Genomic DNA, 22,493 nt, shown 5'->3' on the forward strand with positions numbered 1-22,493 from the left:
AAGGAGAAGATCATGCATCATTCTACGATTTTAGTAGCGACCGATTTTTCGGAAGGATATACGACTGTGCTTCAAAAAGCCATTGATTTGGCATTTCAAAAACAAGCGAAGCTTCATATCGTTCATGTTGTTAAAACGACGTTTTTTAAAATAAAAAATCTTGATTATATCAAAGAGCATTGCTGGAATAACCTTCTTTGCCATTATCCGAATATTTCCAAAGAACAATTTCATTGCGTTGAAGGTAATCTTGATAAAGTCATCTCTATCGTAGCGCAAACGATTCATGCGGAGATGATTATTATCGGAGATAATCGCGACAAGCATCCTATAGAAGCTATTTTTTTGGCTTCCGACACGAAAGCGATTATTAAAGAGTCGCGTATTCCCGTTTTAGTCGTAAAAAACTATCAGCCGAGCGAAACATACAAGACCGTTTTAATTCCGACGGATTTATCGGACAATTCTTTGAAAATGGTGCAAAATATCGTTAAACTTTTTCCCGAAGCGTATTTGATTTTGTTGCATCTCTACAGTGTGCCGTTTGAGTTTCGGCTTAACATGTACGGTTTTAACGACGATGAAATTACGAATTTTCAAGAAGAGAGTCGAAACAATGCCGAAGCGGAATTGAAGAATTTTATGCGTCAATTGAATGTTCCGGATCAAAAAATGATTCCCGTTGTCCGAAAAGATTTTTTAAGTTCGGAGCATTTTGAGAGCAATCATAAAGATCTAAAAGCCGATTTGATTGCGATTCACACGACGGGGTATATTAGCTTTTTTGCATTCGATCTTCTTGAAAAAACGCAAAACGACGTGCTTATTTTCAATGTGGTCGAATCTGCTTAAGGCGTTTTACGCAGGAACAAAACGTTTTAGGACGTGATGGCTCATGCCTTTGGCGAGCTCTTCTTCTCCGAAAAAGACCGTTCCGATATTTTCGGATTGAAGCAAGGTTGCTTCATCCTCACTGTGCGTACGAAGTACCAATTCGATCGCGGGATTTAACGCACGCGACACTTCGGCTATTTTTCGTACGTTGATTGCATCGGGTGTTGCTACTATCAACATAGATGCATTACCGATATGGGCATTCCGTAAAATATCCGGATCCGTTGCGTCGCCTGAAATCGCTTGAATGCCCGTATGTCGTAGAGATTCGACGGCTGTTCGGTTTTGCTCGACGATCATATAAGGCAAATGCTGTTTTTGAAGCACTTCGGAGATGCGTTTTCCCACGCGGCCGTAGCCGACAAGGATCACATGTCGTTGGGTCAATGTTGGAGTTTGAGTCGGCTCGTTTTCGGGAAGCTTACTGTAGGGATCTTTGCGCTGATCTAGATGACGGGCATACGCGGAGTGCTTTAAAATCCATCGGCTAACGGGGCTGAGTGTATTGAAGATAAAAGGATTGAGCGTAATCGAGATAATCGCGCCGGCTAAAATCAAACTGTACCCTTCTTGTGGAAGCAGGTTCAACGACATTCCCAAGCTTGCTAAGATAAATGAAAACTCTCCGATTTGTGCCAAGCTTGCCGCTACCGTGAGTGCCGTATGCAAAGGATAGCGTAATGCTAAGACCAATAATGCCGCGGCAATCGATTTTCCGACGATAATGATGGCGACGACGCAAAGAACATGTAAAGGTTTTGAAACGAGAATTTGCGGCTGAAACAACATCCCCACTGCGACAAAAAATAAAACGGCAAACGCATCGCGCAAAGGAAGCGACTTTTCTGCCGCACGATGGCTAAATTCCGATTCACGTAGCACCATACCCGCAAAAAAAGCGCCGAGTGCAAACGATACGCCGAATAAGACCGATGCCCCGTACGCAATGCTCACGGCGAGTGCGATCACGGAGAGTGTAAACAGTTCGCGAGAACCCGTGCGCGAGACTTGCCAAATGCACCACGGAATGACGCGTTTACCCACAAAAAGCATGATAACGATAAAGGCAGTGACTTGCAATAAAGTCTTGCCCACCGTCAGCAATAAGGAGCCCTCATCGGGGTGTATCGCCGCGGTACCGCCTAAAAGATTTGCTAAAGGCGGCAATAAGACTAACACCATAACCGTAGCAAGGTCTTCCATTACAAGCCAACCGACGGCAATACGACCGTTCATTGACTCTAAAATATTGCGTGCTTCCAAAGCTTTGAGTAAAACGACGGTGCTGGCGCACGATAAGGAAATGCCGAAAACCAAAGCCTCTCCGAAACTCCATTCCCAACCCCATGCCAAGACCGCGCCGAGTAGCGTTGCGACGCTCATTTGAATGACGGCTCCGGGTACGGCAATGCGCCTGACCGATAAGAGATCGTCCAAAGAAAAATGAAGCCCTACGCCGAACATCAACAACATAACACCGATTTCGGAAAGTTGAGCGGCAATGGTCATATCGGCAACGAAACCGGGTGTCGTAGGACCGATAAGAATACCTGCAAATAAGTAGCCGACAAGCGCCGGAATACGTAATTTGATAGCGATAAAGCCGAAAATAAGTGCTAAACCAAAGCCGAAAGCAATCGTGCTGATTAACGATACGTTATGTTCCATTAGCATTTCTCCTTGGTTGATTGAGGGTTGTTCGGTAGCGTCTTAATATTACACTAAAATATTTAATATTTTTTAAACTCTTTCTCCTCAAAAATAAGCAAAGTGCGTCATGCCCCGCTAAGCTTGGGAATAAAAAGAGAGTGTAGCATAAAAAGAGGGCAAATTTTCAAGTGTCCGCGCTTCCAAACAAGGCGGACGATCGTTTTAAGGGTTGAGAATCTTGCCGACGTGCTCCTCATCGAGTGTGACGCCGAAGAAGGTTGTGTAAAACGATACGATCTCTTGTGGGATCGATACGTCTTGAAACGCAAGCGGAAAGAATTTTTCGGCAGCCCACAAAACCGCCAAAGGTTGTTCGGGCGTATAATGCGTCCATACATGTGAACCCATCGGCATCGCAAAAACCTTTTGATTTTGGATCGCATTGAGTCCGAAAAGGCGTTTATCGCGATAGATTGCCTCTTTTTCTTGTGTATTCCATACAAATAAAAAATCCGGATTCCACGTTAAAAGTTGCTCGATAGAAATCGTCGCATGGTCTTTGACGTTTGCGGCAACGTTGATACCGCCCGCATGTTCGATCATCCATGTCGCGGTCGATACCATCGGAAGCGAAAAGTTGGTATAGCGTAAGTAAAGTGCCTTAGGTCGATGTGAAACATGAGCAACTTTTTGCGCTACGAAACGAAGCGTACGATCGTAATAGTCGTTATAAGCGGCGGCTCGATTTTGCAAGCCCAAGATTTCACCCAAAAGCGTCATCGTCTCTTTGACGCTATAGGGTGTCGACCATTGTAGTGCGACGACGCAAAATCCCTTTTGGGCTAAGGATTCGGCACTGTTTTGGTTGACGACAAATACGACGTCGTGCGCTATCGTATGAAGTGCTTCGACGTTGATGTCCCATTCGGGTCCGCCGTTGGAGACCGTAGGTAACGAGGCAAGTTTGGGCGCAAAAAGGGTTTGCATTTTCCAATTCTTGCCGTCGATCGCTCCGGGTAAGCCGTTGGTGATGGTATCTTGAGCACCCAAGGCAAACACAAAAGAGTTCACGGCGGGTGTTCCCCCTGCCGTCACGACACTGTGTACGGTTGAAGGGATATTTACCGTTCTTCCGTACATGTCGACAATCGTTTTGCTCTCAAATCCGAAAGCGACATGTAAGCTAACGATAAGGAGAAAAAAGAGTGCTTTCATCGGTTAAAATTTGAGCGTTATGCTCGCTACGGCCGTAAACGGCGCACCCGTATAGTAACTCGTACCGCCCGTTCCCGTGTCGTCTAAGTCGTTTTTGATAATGGCGATGTATTTTTTATCCAAGAGATTTTGCAACGAAACGGAGAAAAGTGCCTCTTTAAATCCGTAAAAATTCTTGGCAACGTAGCCGGTTTCAACGTCCACGGTATAATAAGAGGGGATCGATTCGATGTTTTGAATATCGCCGTAACGTTTATCGACGTATTTCAGTGCCGGAGAGACGTAAAAGCCGTTTTGTCTGTAGGTCGTCCCCACTTTTGCTAAAATTTTCGGCGCATCGGGGACTTGGTTGCCGCTGATTGCCAACGTTGCTCCGCCCGTCGTTGTGAGATTGTCCGTGAATTTCAATTGGTTGTACGAAAAGGCGCTAAAGAGCTCAAACGAGCGCGACAACTCGTAGGTTGCGCTCAGTTCAAAGCCGTTAGCTTCTGCTTTAGCGTTATTTTGGTAGTAGGTTAGATTGACGGCTGGATCGTACGCCGTAACTTGTTTATCGTTGTAAACGATATGATAAAGCGTCGGTACGATCATCCAGTTCTCGCCTTTAATTTTTGCTCTGACGTCGAATTGATCGGACGTTTCCAACTCAAACTTATCCCAAATATCTTGAAGCGAGATACCTTTAGCTCTAAAAGTCGCATTATTGCTTTTATAGATCGAGAACAACGGTCCGATCCAAGGGCTCGCATATCCTTTGGCATATCCGGCGAAAAGATCGACGCTCTCGGAGAGCGTGTATTTGAAATTGAGGCTCGGAAGCGTTGCACTGAGCGTCGTGTCGTCCGCATAAAGATACGGTATTCGCGTACCGTGCGCAATGGCTTCACCGTCGGAGACGTCGCCCGAAGTCGTCGTATAGCTTTGGACGCCGCCTAGCGTCATGCGCATGTAACGAATACCTGCTTCGACTTCAAGTTGATCGAACTCTTTTGTAACGCTAAGAAACGGACTGTCGATTTCTCGGTTTCCGACGTCGTTGAGCATCGACCATGAGCTAAAAACCAACTTACCGTTAACGATGTTGTATGACTTATTGGCGGTCGGAGGCGGGATAGATTCGATCGATTGGTACCAATACCCCACCTTTACGTCGGCATCGGCTATTTTCTGAACGTATTGGGCGATAAAGCCGTTTTGTTCTTGCTCCATCTCGGTTTTCGTAACGGAATTGCCCGATTGATTGTACGCGTAACGATAGCCGTCCGTATCGATATGGTAAGGTTTGAACGAGATCGTGCCCTCAAACAAAGGCGCTTCGAAAGTCGCTTGGGCGAGGTTTTCTTTAAAGTGTTGTCGGTTGAAATCGTAGTAATATTTATTGTTGGCGGCACTGGAGGTAAGCGTGGGATTAAAGTCGTAGTTATAATACGTTCCCAAGTTTTTTGCTTGAGCGTACGTCAAAGCCCGATAGTCGTTACGTTCGATGTCGTTATGCGCCAATAAAATGTCGGTTTTGATTGTATCGAACAATAACGTACTTAAACCCGCTTCGACGTTTTCTCGTTGCGTATCGCCCGAGCCTTTCCACTTATCGGCTTGCGATGAGGAAGCAGAGAGAAACATTTTCGTATTTTCGCTAATTTTGCCCGAGTCAACCCGCATAAACGTGCGGTAAAAATCTTCGGTTCCGACGCTTTGTTTGAGCATGACGCCTAAGGTGTCGCTTGCTTTTTTTGTTCGCATATCAAGCGAACCGGCGTTATTTCCGAAACCGAATCCCGAGTCGGCTTTGGATGCGCCCATCGTGAGGTTCATCGCTTCGATATTTTCCATATCCAAAATGCTACCCATCGCTCCTTGTCCGACGTTGACAACGGAGGGAACACCATCAGCGGTTAATGCCAAGCGGCTAAACGTATCGGCGTACAAACCTCGAATCCGAAAGGAGTTCTGATCGAGAGAAAGTCCGTAGCTATCGACTTGTCCCGTGTGAACGGAGGCTAACATGTCAAGGGCTTTGTACGGATTGGTTGCTCCCGGCCCCACGCGTTTGTCGATACTCTCTTTTGATACCGCCACGTTATTGGCGGCATCTTGTGTTTCGACGAGTGCATGCGCCTCATCGGAAGTGACGGAAATGCTAGAGAGCGTATAAGCCTCGGAATTTGCCCAGCCGTAAACGGATAAGCATGCGAGTGCAACAAGCGATAAACGGATACTTTTCATTCGTTCAATCCTTTTAAGTGACGAGAATTAGCGATCAAATTTTTATCAATGAAACCCAAGCGCGGCACAGAGGTATCAAGAAGTCTGCAACGCATCGGTAAAGGGGTGGTGTGACGTTCGTCTATAGCATATCGTGAGAAATAACACTATTTTGCCCCGAAATAATTATATATTTAAAAATATAACGAATGGCTTAGCGATTCTGAATTTAAAAAAAGCAGCTTAGGAGGCAAGGGAGAGCCATGCTTGATAAACGAAGAGGTAACGTACGCCTTTGGCAAATCCGACGATGAGTATGAATTTTCGCCAATCGTATCGTAGCATACCCGCAACAAACGTTAAAGGATCGCCGATGATCGGAAGCCATGAAAAAAGAAGCGACCATGCGCCGTATTTCGCAAACAACGATGATGCTTTTTGAAGGTGAGCGGCTTTCATATAGCCTTTTTTAAGAGCAAAGTCGAGCGCGTATTTGCCCAAGACGAAATTGACGAAAGCACCTGAGGTATTTCCAAGCGTTGCGACGCACAAAAGTACAAAAGGATTGAGCGATTCGCTAAGGAGGTAAAGAAAAAGTGCCTCGCTACCGCCCGGTAAAAGCGTAGCGGAGGCGAAGGCAATGCTAAATAACGAAAAATACGCCACCGGCGAGTTACGAAATAACGGCTTTGATGGTCTCCGCATCGGTCTCTTTCGAGTCGTATTTGACGATGAGGAGGCGTTCGCTTTCGTTTCGGTACCATTCGATGACGCCCTTAACGTGGTTGAGGTGCATCATACGTGTTAAATCGATCGTATCGAAGGGTAGATAGAGGTTTTTATTGATGCTCGGATTTTTAAGCGTGGCGATGAGTACGAGCCAAAAGATACAGGCGATAAAGATGACCCATGCAATTTCCATAATACCGAAATGTTCTAAAAAGAAACCGCCGAAAACGCCGCCGATAAACGTTCCAGCGTAACCGAAGGTATTGAAAACGCCGAGTGCCGCGCCTTTTTGGTGGACTTTGGCGTATTTGCTTGCCATCGATTGCATCAACGGTTCGTGCATGTTAAAGCCGATGAAAAAGATGACGACGCCGACGATAAACCACGAAGCGCTTTTCGCGTATCCCATCATGACGTAGCTGATCGCAAATAAAGCGATGCCGATCATAAGCATCTCTTTGGCTTTATGTTTTTTCTCTCCCATGATCGCCGAAGGACCCATCGCCAAGACGCCGCAGATCATAGCGGGTAGGTAAACCATCCAGAGTTCTTTCTTGACGAATCCGAATTCTTGAAGCATCAAAATAGGAATTACCATAAACGCAAGCGTCATCATTCCTTTTTGAAGCAAGTTGGTAATGTTCATTTTCATCAAATCTTTATCTTTTAAAATCTCTTTCAAATCCGTCTCGTCCGCACCGTAGTGGTGGACGATTTTCGGTGGATTGGGCACTTTAGTATAGAGTACGATCATGGAAAAAACGGAGAGTGCGGCGGTAATAAAAAAGAGTTTATCGACGCCGTAATAGCCTCCGATCAACGAACCCGCCATCATGGAAATCGCAAAGCTTGCCGCAATCGTTCCGCCCATCAATGCCATCGCATGACCGCGCACTTCTTCTTTGACCATATCGCTGATCATCGCCGTGCCGACCGCTCCGATCGCGGCAGCACCTTGTAAGAAGCGTCCGAACATTAACATGTAGATATGTTCGGAAAAACCGCAAATCAACGAGCCGATCAGAAAAATGACCAAGCCGATAAAAATCGTGATTTTTCGCCCGAGCTTGTCGGACATAATACCGAAAGGAATTTGTAAGAGCATTTGCGTCGCGGCGTATCCGCCGATGGTAATACCGACTAAAAGCTCGCTGGAACCCTCCAAATGCAGTGCGTAAACGGAAAGGACGGGAAGAACGATAAAAAGACCTAAAAAACGAAGTGAAATAATCAAATTTAAAGGCATAAGCGTTTTGAACATCGGTGAAAAAATCCTCGTAATAGTTTTGTGACATATTCTACACTCCCTAAACTTTGAAAATTCTATGAGGTTTAAAGCAGTTTAAGAAGCTTCTTTTATGTTATAATTTTTCACGTCATTTCAAAGGATGCATTATGGAACTCAATATTTCTCATATTTTAGGTTTTCTTGGATGCGTGTCGGCTTATTTTATTTCGCTCTATTACGTCGGGTTGAACCACTGGATCGTGATGGAACACAATAAAATTTACGACGAGTTTGATGCGATTAAAAAAGAGTTGGCGGGACTCAAGAAATCTGCCTAAATCAAGAGGCGATACGCCTCTTTTCACCGGATATGTATGCGCTATTATTTTTCTTTCCTCGTTTGTTGCGTGTTTGTGTTGAGCGGTTGTGCTCCCAAAACGGCTCCTACGCCCCAAGACCAAGCTTTCGTCGATTCTTTAGAAGGTAGCAACGCCCGCTTTGAAGCGTTGAGTCAAAATGAAAACTTCGATCAGCTTTTAGAGCTTTTTAAAGAGAACTGTAAAGCTCCTTTGACGAAAAAAGTCTATGCAAACGTCTGCCGTCAAGCCAACGATGTTCAAGACGCCAAGAGTTTTTTCAAGCACTCTTTTACCTTGAAAAAAGTCGAACCCAACGAACAACGTTCCATGCTGACGGGGTATTACGAGCCGCTATTGCACGGCAGTTTAAAAAAGACGGAACGCTATAAATACCCCGTTTACGGCAAACCGAAAGATTTGGTTATGATCGTCGGCGAAAACGACAAAAAGATGCGCGGACGCTCCGTTAAAGGGAAAATGCTTCCGTATTACACGCGCGAAGAGATCGGCAAACGTAAACTCAATGCCGAAATTTTATGCTACGTTGACGATAAAATTGATCTATACGTGATGGAAATTCAAGGCTCTGGGCGTGTTGAACTCGAAGACGGACGGGTTATTTTCATCGGTTACGCCGATACCAACGGACATCCGTACAAATCGTTGGGACGAGAGATGATCAACCGCGGCATTTTCGCCAGCGTAGACGAAGTGTCGATGCAAGCGATGAAAGCGTGGTTATTGGCGCATCCTACGCAAATCGATACGCTTTTAAATACGAACCCAAGCTACGTTTTTTTCCGCCGAATGGAACAGCGTGCTACGGGAAGTTTAGGCTTGGTCTTAACGCCGGAGCGTTCGGTGGCGGTGGATAGAAGCTTCATTCCCTTGGGTTCGCTCTTGGCGATTCAAAGTTGCTCCGAAACGTACGACGTCGATCGCTTCGTTTTTGCGCAAGATACGGGCGGCGCGATCAAAGGGCCTAACCGAGCCGATATGTTTATGGGGTATGGACAAAGAGCGGAGTATGTCGCGGGACAGTTGAAAGCCCCGCTTGAAGTGTGGATTATGGAACCTAAGTTTTAAACTAAAAAAAGGTAAACTAAACCTAGAATAACCCTCCATCGAAGCGGTTGATTTTCGCCGTGAACGAAGATAGCCGCGCTTGGAGCTGAGGATAACGGAGTAAGGTTTGAGAATTATTTTAGCAACGTCCAATCAAGGCAAAGTAAGAGAGTTTCAAGCATGGATCGGTGAGCATGAAGTGCTTGCGTACAGCGACGTCATAGAACCTTTTGAGATTGAAGAGACGGGATTGAGTTTTAAAGAAAACGCGCTGATTAAAGCGCGCGCGGTGTATGAGCGGCTGGGCGATAAAAATGTTTTGGTGTTGAGCGACGACAGCGGTATTAGCGTGCCCGCTTTGGGAGGAATCCCCGGTATTTACAGTGCGCGTTTTGCCGGAGCAAATGCCGGAGCGCAAGAGAATTTACACAAATTGATTCAAATGCTCAAAGACAACGCTCTTACCAAAACACCTGCGTTTTACACGGCGGCGATTGCGCTCGTGTGCGCCAAAGGCGAGTTTTGCGTGCACGGATGGATGCACGGCGAAGCGATTGCGCAGGCTCGCGGCAACAACGGTTTTGGATACGACCCGATGTTTATACCCGAAGGTTACGATAACACGTTGGGAGAGCTTGACGAAAGCGTGAAAAAAGCGTTTTCGCACCGAGCGCGAGCACTTGAACTCGCGCATATCGTCATCAAGAGTTTGAAATAAATTTGAAATAAAAAAATCGTACAATACATTAGGCTTTTTTGATAATGGCTATGAGACATAGCTCTTATTAAAGAAGCCTCATAATGAACTCCAAAAGGAAAATCATGGCAACAGTTTTAATTATCGGAGCGGGTGGTGTCAGTCGCGTGGTCACCAAAAAATGCGCGATGAACAGTGATGTGTTTTCACACATAGTTTTAGCAAGCCGTACCAAATCCAAGTGCGACCAGATCGCTCAAGAGATCAAAGAATCTTTACATGTAAACATCGAAACGGCTGCGATTGACGCGGATGATGTCGATGCGTTGGTCGCTCTCATCGAGAAAGTAAAGCCCGCTTTGGTGCTTAACATCGCACTTCCGTACCAAGACTTAACCATCATGGACGCATGCGTCAAAACCAAAGTGCCTTATCTAGATACGGCAAACTATGAGCATCCAGACCTCGCAAAATTTGAATACAAAGAGCAATGGGCAAGGGATAAAGCGTTTAAAGATGCCGGCATTATGGCGCTTTTAGGAAGCGGTTTTGACCCGGGCGTTACCAATGTCTTTTGTGCGTATGCACAGCAGTATCTTTTTGATGAGATCAACTCTATCGACATCTTAGACTGTAACGCGGGCGATCACGGCTACGCGTTTGCAACGAACTTTAACCCAGAGATCAATCTTAGAGAAGTGAGCTCCAAAGGGCGTTATTGGGAAGAGGGCAAATGGATCGAAACCGAGCCAGTGTCTGTGAAAATGGTCTGGGATTACCCTGAAGTTGGGCCCAAAGACAGCTACCTACTTTACCATGAAGAGTTAGAGTCTCTCGTTCAAAACATCAAAGGACTCAAACGCATTCGTTTCTTTATGACGTTTGGTCAAAGTTACCTCACGCATATGAAATGTTTGGAAAACGTCGGTATGCTCAGAATCGATGAAGTCGAACACAAAGGCATGAAAATCGTCCCGATGGAATTTTTGAAAACCTTACTTCCCGATCCTGCAAGTCTGGGTCCTCGAACGGTCGGCTTTACGAACATCGGTTGCGTGATCGAAGGACTTAAAGAGGGAAAAAAACGCAAAGTCTATATCTACAACGTCTGCGATCACCAAGCATGCTACCGTGAAACGGGCGCGCAAGCAGTTAGCTACACCACGGGAGTTCCTGCAATGATCGGCGCAAAGATGATGTTAGAGGGTAAATGGGCTGGCAAGGGTGTTTTCAACATGGAACAATTCGACGCCAAGCCGTTTATGGACGAGCTCAACACCCAAGGGCTTCCGTGGAAAATCATCGAAATGAAGCCTGAAGAGACTTACGAAGTCAAATAAATCTATCTCATCAAAAAACCTTACATGTAAGGTTTTTTGATTTCCTCTTTTTTACATGTAAAAGGACTCACATGTCACGAAAAGCAAAAATTCTCTGGACAACCGACAACAAAGAAACCTCTCTTCATATGGTCTGCCTGTACGCTCACAACGCTCTTTTAAAGGGCTGGATGGACGAAGTCGAAGTGCTCGTTTGGGGTGCTTCACAACGATTGATCGCCGAAGATACCGAGGTGCGAGCCAAGGTCGAAGCGATGATCAAAGACGGTGTCAAAATGGTCGCGTGTCTCAAATGCGCCGATACGATGGAGCTGAGCACTTCGTTGCAAAGCTGTGGCATCGATGTCTTTTACACGGGCGAACTCTTAAGCGCGTGGATTCATTCCGGCGAAACCGTTGTGAGCGTATGATGGCTCAAACGATTTTGATCACCGGCTGTTCGAGCGGTATCGGCTATACGTGCGCACACGGACTCAAGAAACTCGGTTACGACGTTTTTGCGACGTGCCGCAAAGAAGAGGACGTCGCTCGCTTGAAAAAGGAAGGACTGAACGCATTTAGGCTTGATTTGTGTGACTCGCAGAGTTTACATGTAGCCCTTGCGTGGATGCTCTCTCAAACGAGCGGTCGCATCGACGTGCTTTTCAACAATGCCGCGTACGGGCAACCCGGTGCCGTGGAAGATTTGAGACGTGAGGTTTTACGAGAACAGTTTGAAACCAACGTTTTCGGTACGCTGGAGCTAAGCAACCTCGTTTTGCCGTACATGCGCGCGCAAAAAAGCGGTCGCATCGTCTTTAATAGTTCCATTTTGGGTTTTGCGGCGATGAGCTATCGAGGGGCGTACAACGCTTCCAAATTTGCGATCGAAGGCTTTGCGGATACGATGCGTCTGGAGCTAAAAGGTAGCGGCGTGGAGGTTGTGCTCATTGAACCAGGACCCATTCGAAGTGCTTTTCGCAAAAACGCTTTAGCCAAATTTTTACGCAACATCGACCAAGAACGCTCCGCCCACAAAGACGTTTACGCTAAAACGTTAGAACGTCTCCAAAAAACGGGCGATGCGCCTTTTACGCTGGGTGCGGAGGCGGTTTTAAAAGTTTTGGTGTGTGCCCTCGAATCCAAACACCCCAAAGCGCGCTACGGCGTAACCTTTCCTACAAAACTTTTTGCACTACTCAAACGCCTCTTGCCTACGTGCATGATGGACGTTATCGCACGCAAAGCGGGAGAGTAAAAGCCTTTTTGAGGCTTTTACGTTAGGTTCTAAATTTACTTAAAATGGCGTTGAGTTTTTCGGTGAGGTCGTTGAGGTGCTCACTGGCTCCCGCGATTTCTTCGACGCTTCGCGTATTTTGGTTGGCGAGCGTGTTAATCTCTTCGATTTTGACGACGATGGTGTCGATTTGCTCGCCGGTGCGGATGTAGTCGTTGACCGTTTTTTCGTTAAGGCGGGTTGCCGTATTCATACGCTCGACCGTTTGGTTTATTTTGGCTTCGACGTCGTTCGCGACGCGGTTGAGTTCTTGGATCTCTTTGGAGTTGCGATTCATCTGTTCGCTACTGTCGTTAATGGCTTGAACGATGACGTTAATCGTCGCATTGATCTCCAAAAGGCTTTTTTGCGTTCGCTCGGCGAGTTTTCGCACTTCATCGGCAACGACCGCAAAACCTCGTCCGTGTTCGCCCGCGCGTGCGGCTTCGATGGCGGCGTTCAGTGCTAAAAGATTGGTTTGATCGGCAATGTCGCTGATAACGGTTAAAATGCTTTTGACTTGTTCGGCGTCATTGCTTAATTGTTGAATTTTGTTTGCGAGATCCATTTCGGTCGCTGCGCTGTTCTCTACGCGATCTCCCAAGTCTTGGATAAAACCGCGTGCGGTTTGGAGTTCAAGGTTGGCTTTGACGATCTCTTCTTTGGAGGTTTTCGCTTCATCGACGGAAGTAACGATCTCTTTTTTGGTCGCACTTGACATGTCGGTTGCTTGAGCGATAATCAGCGAAGATTCTTCGACGCGTTTGCCGACTTGTAAGGTCGTTGCGGAGAGTTCGTGCGCGATGGAGGCGTTTTCGCTGCTCGTATTTTTAGCAAGCGCGATGGTAGAGCGTACTTTTTCAATGAAATCGTTGATTTCCAAAGAGGCTTCGCCGATTTCGTCGCGGTGTTTGACTTCGAGTTGTTTGGTCAAATCGCCGTCCCCCGAAGCCAAATTATTGGCGGTCGTTTTGAGGTTCACAAGCGGTTTGGCGATCAAAGAGTTGATAAGAAAATAGATGCAAGCGATCGCTATGATTGCCATCAAACTTCCAAGAACGATCGTATCGGAGATCATGGAGTTGATATTGGCATTGATTTTATCGCTCTTTTGTGCGACATGCGTATCGATATGTCCGATGTAAACACCTGAAACCAAGACCCAATCCCACTCTTTATAGTACCTAGCGTACGTGAGTTTGGGTTCGTCTTTTTTGGTTTCCGGATTCATAAAATTATACGTGATAAAGGCTCCGTCTTTCGATCCCGTTGCTCCTTCGATGATCTGTTTTCTAAAAGGGCGTCCTTGGGAATCTTTCCCGTCAATCGGAATCTCTTTGCCGATCCAGTCGTGATTGACACCGTGAAATGCGTAGCTATAGCCTTTATCGGTTTTTTGAATACCGTAAAAATAGCCGTCTCCCGCATAGCGAAGCTCTTGCAGTAGCTTAATCGCTTGCGTTTGAAAATAGGCTTTTATATCCGAAGCATAGTCGCCCGTGCCGATAACGATGTCAAGCGGCTCGTAATAAAAATTGTACGAAAGTTTGGGTTCGTCTTTTTTGCTGAGCGGATGAGGCCAGATAAAACGCGTGACGCCGTTTCCTTCTTTTGCCGCCTTAATGAGGTCTTTGATAACGAAATTTCCCTCTTTGTCTTTCATCTCGATCAAGTTTTTTCCGACTAAGGCTTTGTTGATCGGGTGGACGACGTTAATGCCCTCGGTCGTATAAGCGTAAAAATAGCCTACGTCGTTGTTGTAGCGATACCCCTCAATGAGGCTTAAGAGCATCGTACGAAGCTCTTCTTTGGAAAGCTTGTCACGATTGTTTTTGTACATGTCGTCTAAAATTTTTTTAAACGTCAAAGCGTCGTTTTTGATTTTTGCGGCAATCTGTTCTTGCGAAGACGAGGCTTTGTAAAAGGCGTCGATCGCCTTTTCCGCCATCATCGTGTAGGCTTTAAGTTCATTTTGATTGGTCTCTAAGATCAATTCTTGCTCGTCGGCGACTTGCGCTTTGGCTAATGCGTGAGACTTGTAAATTGTGACGCACAGTGAACTTGCCGCAACAAAAAAAATCCCCGCGATAAAGAGCATCAACGTTTTGACTCGAATACTTAAAGCATTCATTACATTTCCTTCTTTTTCATATCGGTATTTATAATAACGCAATTGTGCCAAAAGTTTGCTCTAAAAACGATATAGGGCATTATTAAGAGGAAAAATGTTACATTAAATTAAGTTATTTTGGGAGAAGCGCCGTGGAAAAACAAAGCCAAATAGAAACGATTATGAAACAGATCCAAACCCCCGCATACGTCTGTGAGGAGGCACTTTTAGAGCAAAACTTAAAGCTTTTAAACGACGTCAGTAAACGCTCGGGTGCGACCATCTTACTTGCCCTTAAAGGCTTTGCGTTTAAAGCACTTGCCCCGTTGGTAGACCGATACCTTAGCGGTTGTACATGTAGCGGACTTCACGAAGCTAAATTTGCCAAAGAATTTTTCAAAGGCTCGGTGTGTACCTATTCACCTGCGTACAAAGAAGCAGACATCGACGAGGTCATCGCTTTGAGCGATCATCTTATCTTTAACTCGTTTAACCAATGGGAAAAATACAAGCATAAAGCCATGGGTAAAACCAGTTGTGGTCTGAGACTCAACCCTGAGGTCTCTTCCAGCCCCGTCGATTTGTACAATCCTTGCGGTCTTTATAGCCGTTTGGGCATCACCAAGGAAAATATGCAGTACGACAAACTAGAGGGCATCGAAGGGCTTCATTTTCACGCCCTGTGTGAGCAAGACGCGAGTGCTTTAGAAGAGGTCTTAAAAGGGTTTGAAGCGCGCTTTGGCGACTTGATCCCTCGCATGAAATGGGTCAATTTCGGCGGAGGGCATCACATCACGCGTGATGGGTATGATGTGGAAAAACTCATCGCGCTGATCCAAGATTTTAGAGCGCGCTATAACGGCATTACGGTTTATTTGGAGCCGGGTGAAGCGGTAGGCTGGCAAACAGGCCCGCTCGTGGCAAGTGTTTTAGACATCGTACACAACGGCATGGACATCGCTATTTTGGACATCTCCGCGGAAGCACATATGCCCGATACCCTTGCCATGCCTTACCGTGCCGCTATTCGAGGGGCTGGAGAAGTCGGTGAAAAACCTTACATGTACCGCCTTGGAGGCCCGACGTGTTTAGCCGGCGACATCATGGGCGATTACAGTTTTGATGCACCGCTTAAGATCGGCGATAAGCTCATCTTTGAAGATATGATCCACTATACGATTGTGAAAAATACGACCTTTAACGGTGTCAAATTGCCCGATCTTGCCGTGCTTCACAAAGACGGACGCTACGAAGTAACGAGTCGGTTCGGGTACGACGAGTACGCAAGACGCAATTAACGCGCCTTGCGCCATTGTTGACTTTGTTTTAAAGCGACATGTGAAAGCATGTCAAAAGCAAGCGTGATAACAAGCGAAGTGGCGACGATCACGCTTGCCATCGCCGCGGCGGAGCTGATGTCTCCCGCGTCGTCCATATTTAAAACCGCGACCGATGCGAGCGTCGTAGAGGGCGCATAGAGAAAAACGACTGCGGAAACCGTGGTCATCGCATTAACGAAAAAGTAACGCGCGATGTGCAAGATAGAAGGCGTTGCGATCGGGACGATGACTTTGAAAAACGTTTCGTAGCAGGCAACACCCATCGATTCGGCGACGTCTTCAAATTCGTCGTCGATTTGTTTGATCGTCGTCGTTGCGGTGATAAAGCTTGCGGTAAAAAAGTGTGCGACCGTACACACGACCAAAATGCCCATCGTTTGATACAACGCGTTTAAGGGATTGTCGGGGTGGTTGAAAAAAAAGATATACCCAAGCCCCAAGACCAAGCCCGGAACGGCCATAGGAAGCAGTGCCAAAAGCTTTAAAAATGCGCGTAAGTGCGGGAAAACCTTTCCGCGTTCGACAACATACGCGGTCGTAAAAACCGCAATCGTTCCGAGCAAAGCACTCCAAAATGCCAAAGAAAGACTGTTAAAGTACGAATCCCAACCGCCGCCGTCCATCGACGAAAAGTCGTAATGCTTGAGGACGAGGCTGAGATCGTAAGGCCAAAATTTAACGAACGAAGCAAAGAACGAAACGCCTAAGACGATAAGAAAAAACAAGGCGATTACAAGCGCGAAAATCAACATCGCGGTATCGAAAATCGGAGCTTTTTGGGGCACGTAAAGAACGAATTTCGAGCCTAAAACCGCCTTTTGTTTGCGTTGCACGAAGCTATCTACGATAAACGTAACGACGGAAGGAACGAGCAGTAAAACGCCGACGGTCGCCCCGAGCGCAAAGTTTTGCTGACCGATGACATGTTTGTAGATTTCCGTCGCCAAAACGTTAAAATCGCCGCCGATAACTTTAGGAACGCCAAAGTCGGTAACGACGAGCGTAAAACTCACTAAAGTTGCCGAAACGAGCGCGTATTTGAGTGCGGGAAGCGTGATCGTAAAAAATTTTTTTAAACTGCTCGCACCCATACTTTGTGCCGCTTCGTAAAGCCGTGCGTCGGAGAGCGAAAGCGCGCTTAAAAAGATCATCACGATATGCGGAAAAACGTAAAAGCATTCGCCCAAGACGATGCCCCACGCCCCGTAAATCGTACTGCCGCCCATCCACGGTTTGAAAAAGCCTTGGTGTCCGAAAAGATACACGAACGAAATGGCGGGAAGCAAGGACGGAGCGAGCAAAGGCAAAAACGCGACATAGCGAAAGAAAGGTTTCAACGGCATGCGCGAACGCATCAGTGCATATGCAAAACCAAATGCCGAGGGTACGACGATCAGCGTGCTGGTTAAAGCGACAAAAAGGGAATTGCGAATGAGGCGTAAGGATTTTTCTTGCGAAAGGTAGTCGATGAAATTGTCTAAAAAGACAAATCGATGCGTCGCATCAAAAAAGCTTTGCGCCAAAATCTGAACCAGAGGCGCTAAAATCATCACGCACAAGCCAAGCGTCAGCAAAAGCGTGAGTGCGCTTAAAACCAAACGGTTGGAGTCTTCCCAAACGCTACGCATGCGTCGGCTCTAGAAAATAGCGAATATCTTTAGGGGCGATCGCCAATGTGATCGGGCTTTGTTCTCGAATCGCGTCGCGCAGTAAAAGCTTGTGCGGCAGATCGAGCAGTAAAACGTTTTCCAATAAACCGTTAATCGAGACGAAAAGCCGGCAAAAGCTCCCTAAAAACGTCATCTTAAGCACGATACCTTCGATGATATTTTCCGCTTCGGCGTCGTAGAGTTTAATGTCTTCGGGACGAATCAGCAGTTTTGCGGCTTGATCTTCAACGGGGAGGGCGTTTTCTTCCAGATGCACGCTAAACGAAAGCTTACCGACGCTAAAAAGATTTTCGCCTCGATAAAGGGCATTGAGAAGATTGATTTTACCGATAAAATCCGCTACGAAGAGCGTTTTTGGATGACGGTAAATCTCTAAAGGCGTTCCGATTTGCTCAATCACGCCGTGGTTCATCACGACGATTTTGTCGGCGATGCTTAACGCTTCTTCTTGATCGTGCGTGACCATGATCGTCGTAATGCCGAGGGTTTTTTGCAGTTCCCGAATCTCTTGTCGCAGGTGTTCGCGCACCCGTGCGTCTAATGCCGAAAGCGGCTCGTCCAGCAACAACAAGGAGGGCTTGGTCGCGATGGCTCTGGCAAAAGCGACGCGCTGTTGTTGTCCGCCGCTGAGTTCGCTGGGGTATTTCTCTTCGCTACCGCTTAGTCCCACCAACGCCAAAAGCTCTTTGACGCGCTTTTTCGTCTCCTTTTTTTCCATCCCTTTTTCCCGCAATCCGTATCCGATGTTTTTCGCGACGGTAAGGTTGGGAAAGAGGGCATAGCTTTGAAAGACGATACCGTAGTCGCGTTTGGAAGGCGGAAGCTGCGTTACGGTTTTGCCGTACTGGACGATTTCGCCCTCATCGCAACTCTCCAGCCCCGCGATAATGCGAAGCAGCGTTGTTTTACCGCAACCGGAAGGGCCTAAAAAGCAGACCAATTCACCTTTTTTAACTTCTAAATGAATCGCCTCAAGAGCGCGGAAGGTTTCAAAGCGTTTGGAAACATTGTAAATGGCAAGAGCCGTCGTATCGGACACGTTTTTTCCTTACGCATCGGGGAAAAATTCCCCGTTAGCGTCTGTTATTTTTTGGGTTCGGATTTGGATTCGTAGCGTTTAGACCACTCTTTGAGAATGCTCTCTCTGTTTTTTGCCGACCATGCAAAGTCGTTGTCGATCAGCATCGAAGCGTAGTTGGAAGGGATAAATTCAATCGGTTTGGAAAGCCCTTGATACGCGACGACGGCAAAGTTTTCGGCGTAAAGTTTGTTCGCGTCTTCTCCCGTTGCCCAGTCGACGAAGGTTTTAGCGGTTTTGAGGTTTTTCGTTCCTTTCATGATCGCCGTGGCTTCCAAATCCCAGCCTAAACCCTCTTTGGGGAAAACGACGGCAATCGGCGCGCCCTCTTTTTTAGACTTGGCGGCACGGTATTCGAAGCTGATACCGATGGGAAATTCGCCCGATGCCGCCATTTTGCACGGTTTGGAACCCGAATGGGTGTACTGACCGATATTGTCGTGGAGTTTGTCCATATACTCCCAGCCTTTTTGTTCGCCGAAGATTTTAAGCCAAGCGGTAACGTCTAAAAAGCCCGTGCCCGAACTTGCGGGATTGGGCATAACGATTTTGCCTTTATAAACGGGGTTCGTTAAATCTTCCCAACTCGTAGGAATCGGTAGGTTTTGTTTTTTAGCTTCCACTTCGTTGACGCAAATCGCACTGCCCCATACGTCGTTGCCGACCCATGCCGGAGGTGTTTTCGTGTCTTTGAATTTGGCGTCAATGTGTTTGAGTGCCGCGGGTGCGTACGGCTCAAGCATACCGTTTTGCTCTAAGAGTACCAAACTGGTCGCGGCGGTTCCCCAGACGACGTCGGCTTGAGGATTTTCTTTTTCGGCAAGGAGTTTAGCGGTGATGATACCCGTGGAATCACGTACGATTTTGACTTCGATGTCGGGTTGCGCTTTTTTGAAAGCTTCTAAATAGGGCTTAACTTGATCAGACTCCAACGCGGTGTAAACCGTGATGCTCTCTTTTGCCGCGAACATGTGCGTCGCCAACATTAACCCCGTTACTGCCAAAATACTTTTTTTGAGTACCATCGTTTCCCCTTTGGGTATAAATTATCGTAGCGACATCCTAACGCGAGATCGCCACAAATTGGTTACCGTAACCGTTTGGTAACGATAGCCCTGCTTGTTTGAAAAAGAATGTAACTGTAAATGACGTTTGTCACGATAAGTCCGACAAATACGACCGTGCGCTCGTGCTCATACCATGCTACATGTAAGAAAAAAAGATTGGCGACGAAGATCAAGGCGTAGTGTAAAAAGCTGACGTCTTGAGGGGAGAGGGCACGGTAACTTTTGTACGCTTGCGCGATGCCGCCGATGAGGTTGAACGAGCCGAGCAAGGCTACGGCAAACACGCCCAAATCTTTTTTGGAAAAAGCGACGCGACGCGCGTGTTTGTAGATGTATGCAAAGGTGAGCGTGTGTAAACCAAGCTCCAAGATTTTCGCCGTACCGATCGTGCTTTTTGCCCACGCGATGTAGCTCAAAAGCGTGATAAACGTGACGAGATAGCCGTTTAAGGCGATCCCGTCGCTTTGTTTGGTGCGAAAGATTTTGTAGAGTTGCGCAAAGTATGCTAAAAAAACGAAACTAAAGCCGATCTCTAGGGCATAAGGAATTACCAAAAAATAGCCTCTTGTACCGCTTTTAGCAAGCGCGTAATGTCTTCGGGAAAAACGTGACCGATCGTGCCGATGCGAAAACTTTCGACATGTGAGACTTTCCCGGGGTAAATCACGAAGCCTTTTGCTTTGAGGCGCGCGTAAAAGGTCTGAAAGTCGTACGAAGCACTTTTAGGACTGTAAAAACTCGTAATAATAGGACTTTGCAAGGCTTTCTCCACCACGCATTCAAAGCCCAAGGCTTCCATACCTTCGACCAAAAGGCGTTGGTTGGTGCGGTAACGCGCATATCGCGCCGCGACGCCGCCTTCGTCTTCAAGTTCGCACAAAGCTTCTGCAAAAGCGCGCACGACGTGGGTCGGCGACGTAAAACGCCATTTGCCGCCGCCGTTTTCCATTGTCGCGTATTGTTCGTACGCATCAAGGCTCAAAGAGCGCGCATTGCCCTGACATGTCGCTAAGGTCGTCTTTTTAAAGAGCATAAAGCCAAATCCCGGAACCCCTTGAATGCACTTGTTGGAGCTTGAGATCAACACGTCGGCGTCCAACGCGTCAAGGTCGATTTCGATGCCGCCGAAACTGCTCATCGCATCGACGATCAACAGTTTGTGGTGCGCTTTAACGATGCGCGCGATCTCGACAATGGGATTTAAAATGCCCGTCGTTGTTTCGCAATGTACCACGGCGACGGCACGGATAGACGGATCGTTGCAAAGCAGGTGTTCAAGGGCTTCGAGCGAAAACGTCGTCGTCTCTTCAACGTTACATGTAAGGCACGGAATTTTGGCGTACGAAGCGATTTGCGCGATGCGTTCGCCGTACGCGCCGTTGGTTAAGACCAGCACTTTCGCGTCGATCGGCGGAAGAAGCGTCGTCACGGCGGACTCGACGCTAAACGTGCCGCTTCCTTGCATCAACACGGCGGTATAAGCACCGCTTTTGGACGCCAAAGCGACCAAACGGGAGCGAATCTCCTGTACGACGTCGTTGTACTCCTTGTCCCACGTACACCAATCTTTCAGTAAAGCCGCGCGAACACGTTTACTCGTGCTTAAAGGACCGGGTGTTAAAAGAAGGTATGGGTTGTCCGGTATGAGTGTCGGATCGATCGTATTTAGGCATGAATGCGGCATGGTTTTTCTCCGTTTTTGATCTTTTCTTCGATGCGTTCAAGAACCTCCAACGCGTCCCAAATACCGTCGATGACGTAGTGCGCTCCGGCATTTTCCAGCTTCTCTTTCGCTTGGCGGCGTTTTTCGTCCAAAACGGATTTGGGAAGGTGCTCGTACGCGTCGTGCGAGATGCCCGTTTCGTTGCCGCTCAACGCCACACCGATGCTCCAACACCCCGCGTTTAAGCCCTCACGTATATCGCTTAAGGTGTCGCCGATTTTCACGATGGAACTTAACGGATAGATTTCTAATTCGATGGCGTTTTTGTAGATCATAAAAGGGTGCGGACGTCCGGGAAGATAAGCCGATGGGCTCACGTAACAATCCGGTTTGTAACCGTGTTTTGCCGCTTCGCGCGTCACGACGTCCATCATCGAAGCGGTATATCCCGTCGTAGAACCAAGCTTTATCGAGCGTTTTTTCAACGTTTCGGCAAACGCCACCGCACCTTTGATCGGCACGCTATGGCTTGCTAAAACGTCAAAAAGTGCCGGTTCGAAATACGCGTAAATCGCGCGCGCGTCCTTTTCGTCCGGAAAGCGTCCGAACTGCTCCGAAAAACGCTCTTTTGTCAACTCTAAAATTGCTTGGGTATGGTCAAACTTAAGCATTCCCATAAACGTCCGAATCTCTTCAAAATTCACGCTAAACCCGAAACGATCGAACGCTTCGGCAAACGCCGCAACCGGAGAGAGCGACCCGAAATCCACCGTCGTCCCCGCCCAATCGCAAATAACCCCTTGAATCCCTGATTTCATAAAAACCCCTTCATCGTTTTAGCGAATCGTAGTACGAAAGAGTTTCCAGACGGTTACATGTAAGGCAAAAACTGCCGCTTTGCGCGGTTTCATGGGCTAAGACTTTAAGT

General features: G+C 47.1%; 20 protein-coding genes. 8 read left to right on the forward strand and 12 right to left on the reverse strand.

Annotation, left to right across the window (positions count from 1 at the left end):
* Window positions 1-12: 12 nt before the first annotated feature.
* Complete coding sequence (locus tag UCH003_RS01135) at window positions 13-852, forward strand: universal stress protein (protein WP_060825089.1); 840 nt, start codon at window positions 13-15, stop codon at window positions 850-852.
* 6 nt (window positions 853-858) lie between these two features.
* Here UCH003_RS01135 and ybaL read toward each other — a convergent pair whose 3' ends face one another.
* The 5 genes from ybaL to UCH003_RS01160 form a co-directional block, all read right to left on the reverse strand.
* Window positions 859-2,562 carry a YbaL family putative K(+) efflux transporter gene (gene ybaL / locus UCH003_RS01140; protein WP_060825090.1) on the reverse strand — a complete coding sequence of 568 codons (1,704 nt, stop codon included), beginning with the start codon at window positions 2,560-2,562 and terminating at the stop codon, window positions 859-861.
* Window positions 2,563-2,766: 204 nt separating this feature from the next.
* Entirely contained in the window at window positions 2,767-3,759 is a 993-nt protein-coding gene (locus tag UCH003_RS01145; protein ID WP_060825091.1) for an ABC transporter substrate-binding protein, read from the reverse strand.
* A gap of 3 nt (window positions 3,760-3,762) precedes the next feature.
* Window positions 3,763-5,985 carry a TonB-dependent receptor gene (locus UCH003_RS01150; protein ID WP_060825092.1) on the reverse strand — a complete coding sequence of 741 codons (2,223 nt, stop codon included), beginning with the start codon at window positions 5,983-5,985 and terminating at the stop codon, window positions 3,763-3,765.
* A gap of 222 nt (window positions 5,986-6,207) precedes the next feature.
* A complete protein-coding gene (locus UCH003_RS01155) occupies window positions 6,208-6,669 on the reverse strand; it encodes a YqaA family protein (protein ID WP_082709120.1) in 462 nt (153 codons plus the stop codon).
* Window positions 6,638-7,954, reverse strand: a complete 1,317-nt coding sequence (locus UCH003_RS01160; protein ID WP_060825093.1) for an MFS transporter — start codon at window positions 7,952-7,954, stop codon at window positions 6,638-6,640. The genes UCH003_RS01155 and UCH003_RS01160 overlap by 32 nt, the downstream gene beginning before the upstream one ends.
* A gap of 134 nt (window positions 7,955-8,088) precedes the next feature.
* Here UCH003_RS01160 and UCH003_RS13700 point away from each other — a divergent pair, with 134 nt between their 5' ends.
* The 6 genes from UCH003_RS13700 to UCH003_RS01185 all read left to right on the forward strand — a co-directional run bounded on the left by UCH003_RS13700 (window position 8,089) and on the right by UCH003_RS01185 (window position 12,619).
* On the forward strand, window positions 8,089-8,259 hold the full coding sequence (locus UCH003_RS13700; RefSeq protein WP_173636947.1) for a hypothetical protein: 171 nt from the start codon (window positions 8,089-8,091) through the stop codon (window positions 8,257-8,259).
* Window positions 8,260-8,295: 36 nt separating this feature from the next.
* Window positions 8,296-9,366, forward strand: coding sequence for a murein transglycosylase A (gene mltA / locus UCH003_RS01165; RefSeq protein ID WP_060825094.1), 1,071 nt, complete (start codon window positions 8,296-8,298; stop codon window positions 9,364-9,366).
* Between the two features lie 106 nt (window positions 9,367-9,472).
* Complete coding sequence (rdgB, locus tag UCH003_RS01170) at window positions 9,473-10,063, forward strand: RdgB/HAM1 family non-canonical purine NTP pyrophosphatase (protein ID WP_060825095.1); 591 nt, start codon at window positions 9,473-9,475, stop codon at window positions 10,061-10,063.
* Window positions 10,064-10,167: 104 nt separating this feature from the next.
* A complete protein-coding gene (locus UCH003_RS01175; protein WP_060825096.1) occupies window positions 10,168-11,382 on the forward strand; it encodes a saccharopine dehydrogenase family protein in 1,215 nt (404 codons plus the stop codon).
* 71 nt (window positions 11,383-11,453) lie between these two features.
* Window positions 11,454-11,792 (forward strand): hypothetical protein, encoded by a 339-nt coding sequence (locus UCH003_RS01180; RefSeq protein WP_060825097.1) that lies wholly within the window; start codon window positions 11,454-11,456, stop codon window positions 11,790-11,792.
* On the forward strand, window positions 11,792-12,619 hold the full coding sequence (locus UCH003_RS01185; protein WP_197653524.1) for an SDR family NAD(P)-dependent oxidoreductase: 828 nt from the start codon (window positions 11,792-11,794) through the stop codon (window positions 12,617-12,619). Before UCH003_RS01180 ends, UCH003_RS01185 begins: the two co-directional genes overlap by 1 nt.
* A gap of 22 nt (window positions 12,620-12,641) precedes the next feature.
* On the opposite strand, the gene UCH003_RS13875 is transcribed toward UCH003_RS01185, so the two are convergent.
* Window positions 12,642-14,768 (reverse strand): methyl-accepting chemotaxis protein, encoded by a 2,127-nt coding sequence (locus UCH003_RS13875; RefSeq protein WP_060825099.1) that lies wholly within the window; start codon window positions 14,766-14,768, stop codon window positions 12,642-12,644.
* 149 nt (window positions 14,769-14,917) lie between these two features.
* Here UCH003_RS13875 and nspC point away from each other — a divergent pair, with 149 nt between their 5' ends.
* The gene (nspC, locus tag UCH003_RS01195) at window positions 14,918-16,045 is read left to right on the forward strand and encodes a carboxynorspermidine decarboxylase (RefSeq protein WP_432416384.1); all 1,128 of its coding nucleotides are present in this window, start codon (window positions 14,918-14,920) and stop codon (window positions 16,043-16,045) included.
* Here nspC and UCH003_RS01200 read toward each other — a convergent pair.
* The 6 genes from UCH003_RS01200 to phnX form a co-directional block, all read right to left on the reverse strand.
* Window positions 16,042-17,715, reverse strand: a complete 1,674-nt coding sequence (locus UCH003_RS01200) for a putative 2-aminoethylphosphonate ABC transporter permease subunit (RefSeq protein WP_060825100.1) — start codon at window positions 17,713-17,715, stop codon at window positions 16,042-16,044. The genes nspC and UCH003_RS01200 overlap by 4 nt on opposite strands.
* Complete coding sequence (locus UCH003_RS01205) at window positions 17,708-18,796, reverse strand: putative 2-aminoethylphosphonate ABC transporter ATP-binding protein (RefSeq protein ID WP_060825101.1); 1,089 nt, start codon at window positions 18,794-18,796, stop codon at window positions 17,708-17,710. The genes UCH003_RS01200 and UCH003_RS01205 overlap by 8 nt, the downstream gene beginning before the upstream one ends.
* A 44-nt stretch (window positions 18,797-18,840) precedes the next feature.
* Window positions 18,841-19,860: a putative 2-aminoethylphosphonate ABC transporter substrate-binding protein gene (locus tag UCH003_RS01210; RefSeq protein WP_039673900.1), complete on the reverse strand. Its 1,020-nt coding sequence runs from the start codon at window positions 19,858-19,860 to the stop codon at window positions 18,841-18,843.
* Between the two features lie 62 nt (window positions 19,861-19,922).
* A complete protein-coding gene (locus UCH003_RS01215) occupies window positions 19,923-20,456 on the reverse strand; it encodes a hypothetical protein (RefSeq protein ID WP_039673898.1) in 534 nt (177 codons plus the stop codon).
* Window positions 20,450-21,586, reverse strand: a complete 1,137-nt coding sequence (gene phnW, locus UCH003_RS01220) for a 2-aminoethylphosphonate--pyruvate transaminase (protein WP_060825102.1) — start codon at window positions 21,584-21,586, stop codon at window positions 20,450-20,452. Before phnW ends, UCH003_RS01215 begins: the two co-directional genes overlap by 7 nt.
* Window positions 21,568-22,383, reverse strand: a complete 816-nt coding sequence (phnX, locus tag UCH003_RS01225) for a phosphonoacetaldehyde hydrolase (RefSeq protein WP_060825103.1) — start codon at window positions 22,381-22,383, stop codon at window positions 21,568-21,570. Before phnX ends, phnW begins: the two co-directional genes overlap by 19 nt.
* Between the last annotated feature and the right edge of the window lie 110 nt (window positions 22,384-22,493).

Origin of the sequence: Sulfurospirillum cavolei, from assembly GCF_001548055.1 — a bacterium.
Lineage (GTDB): Bacteria > Campylobacterota > Campylobacteria > Campylobacterales > Sulfurospirillaceae > Sulfurospirillum.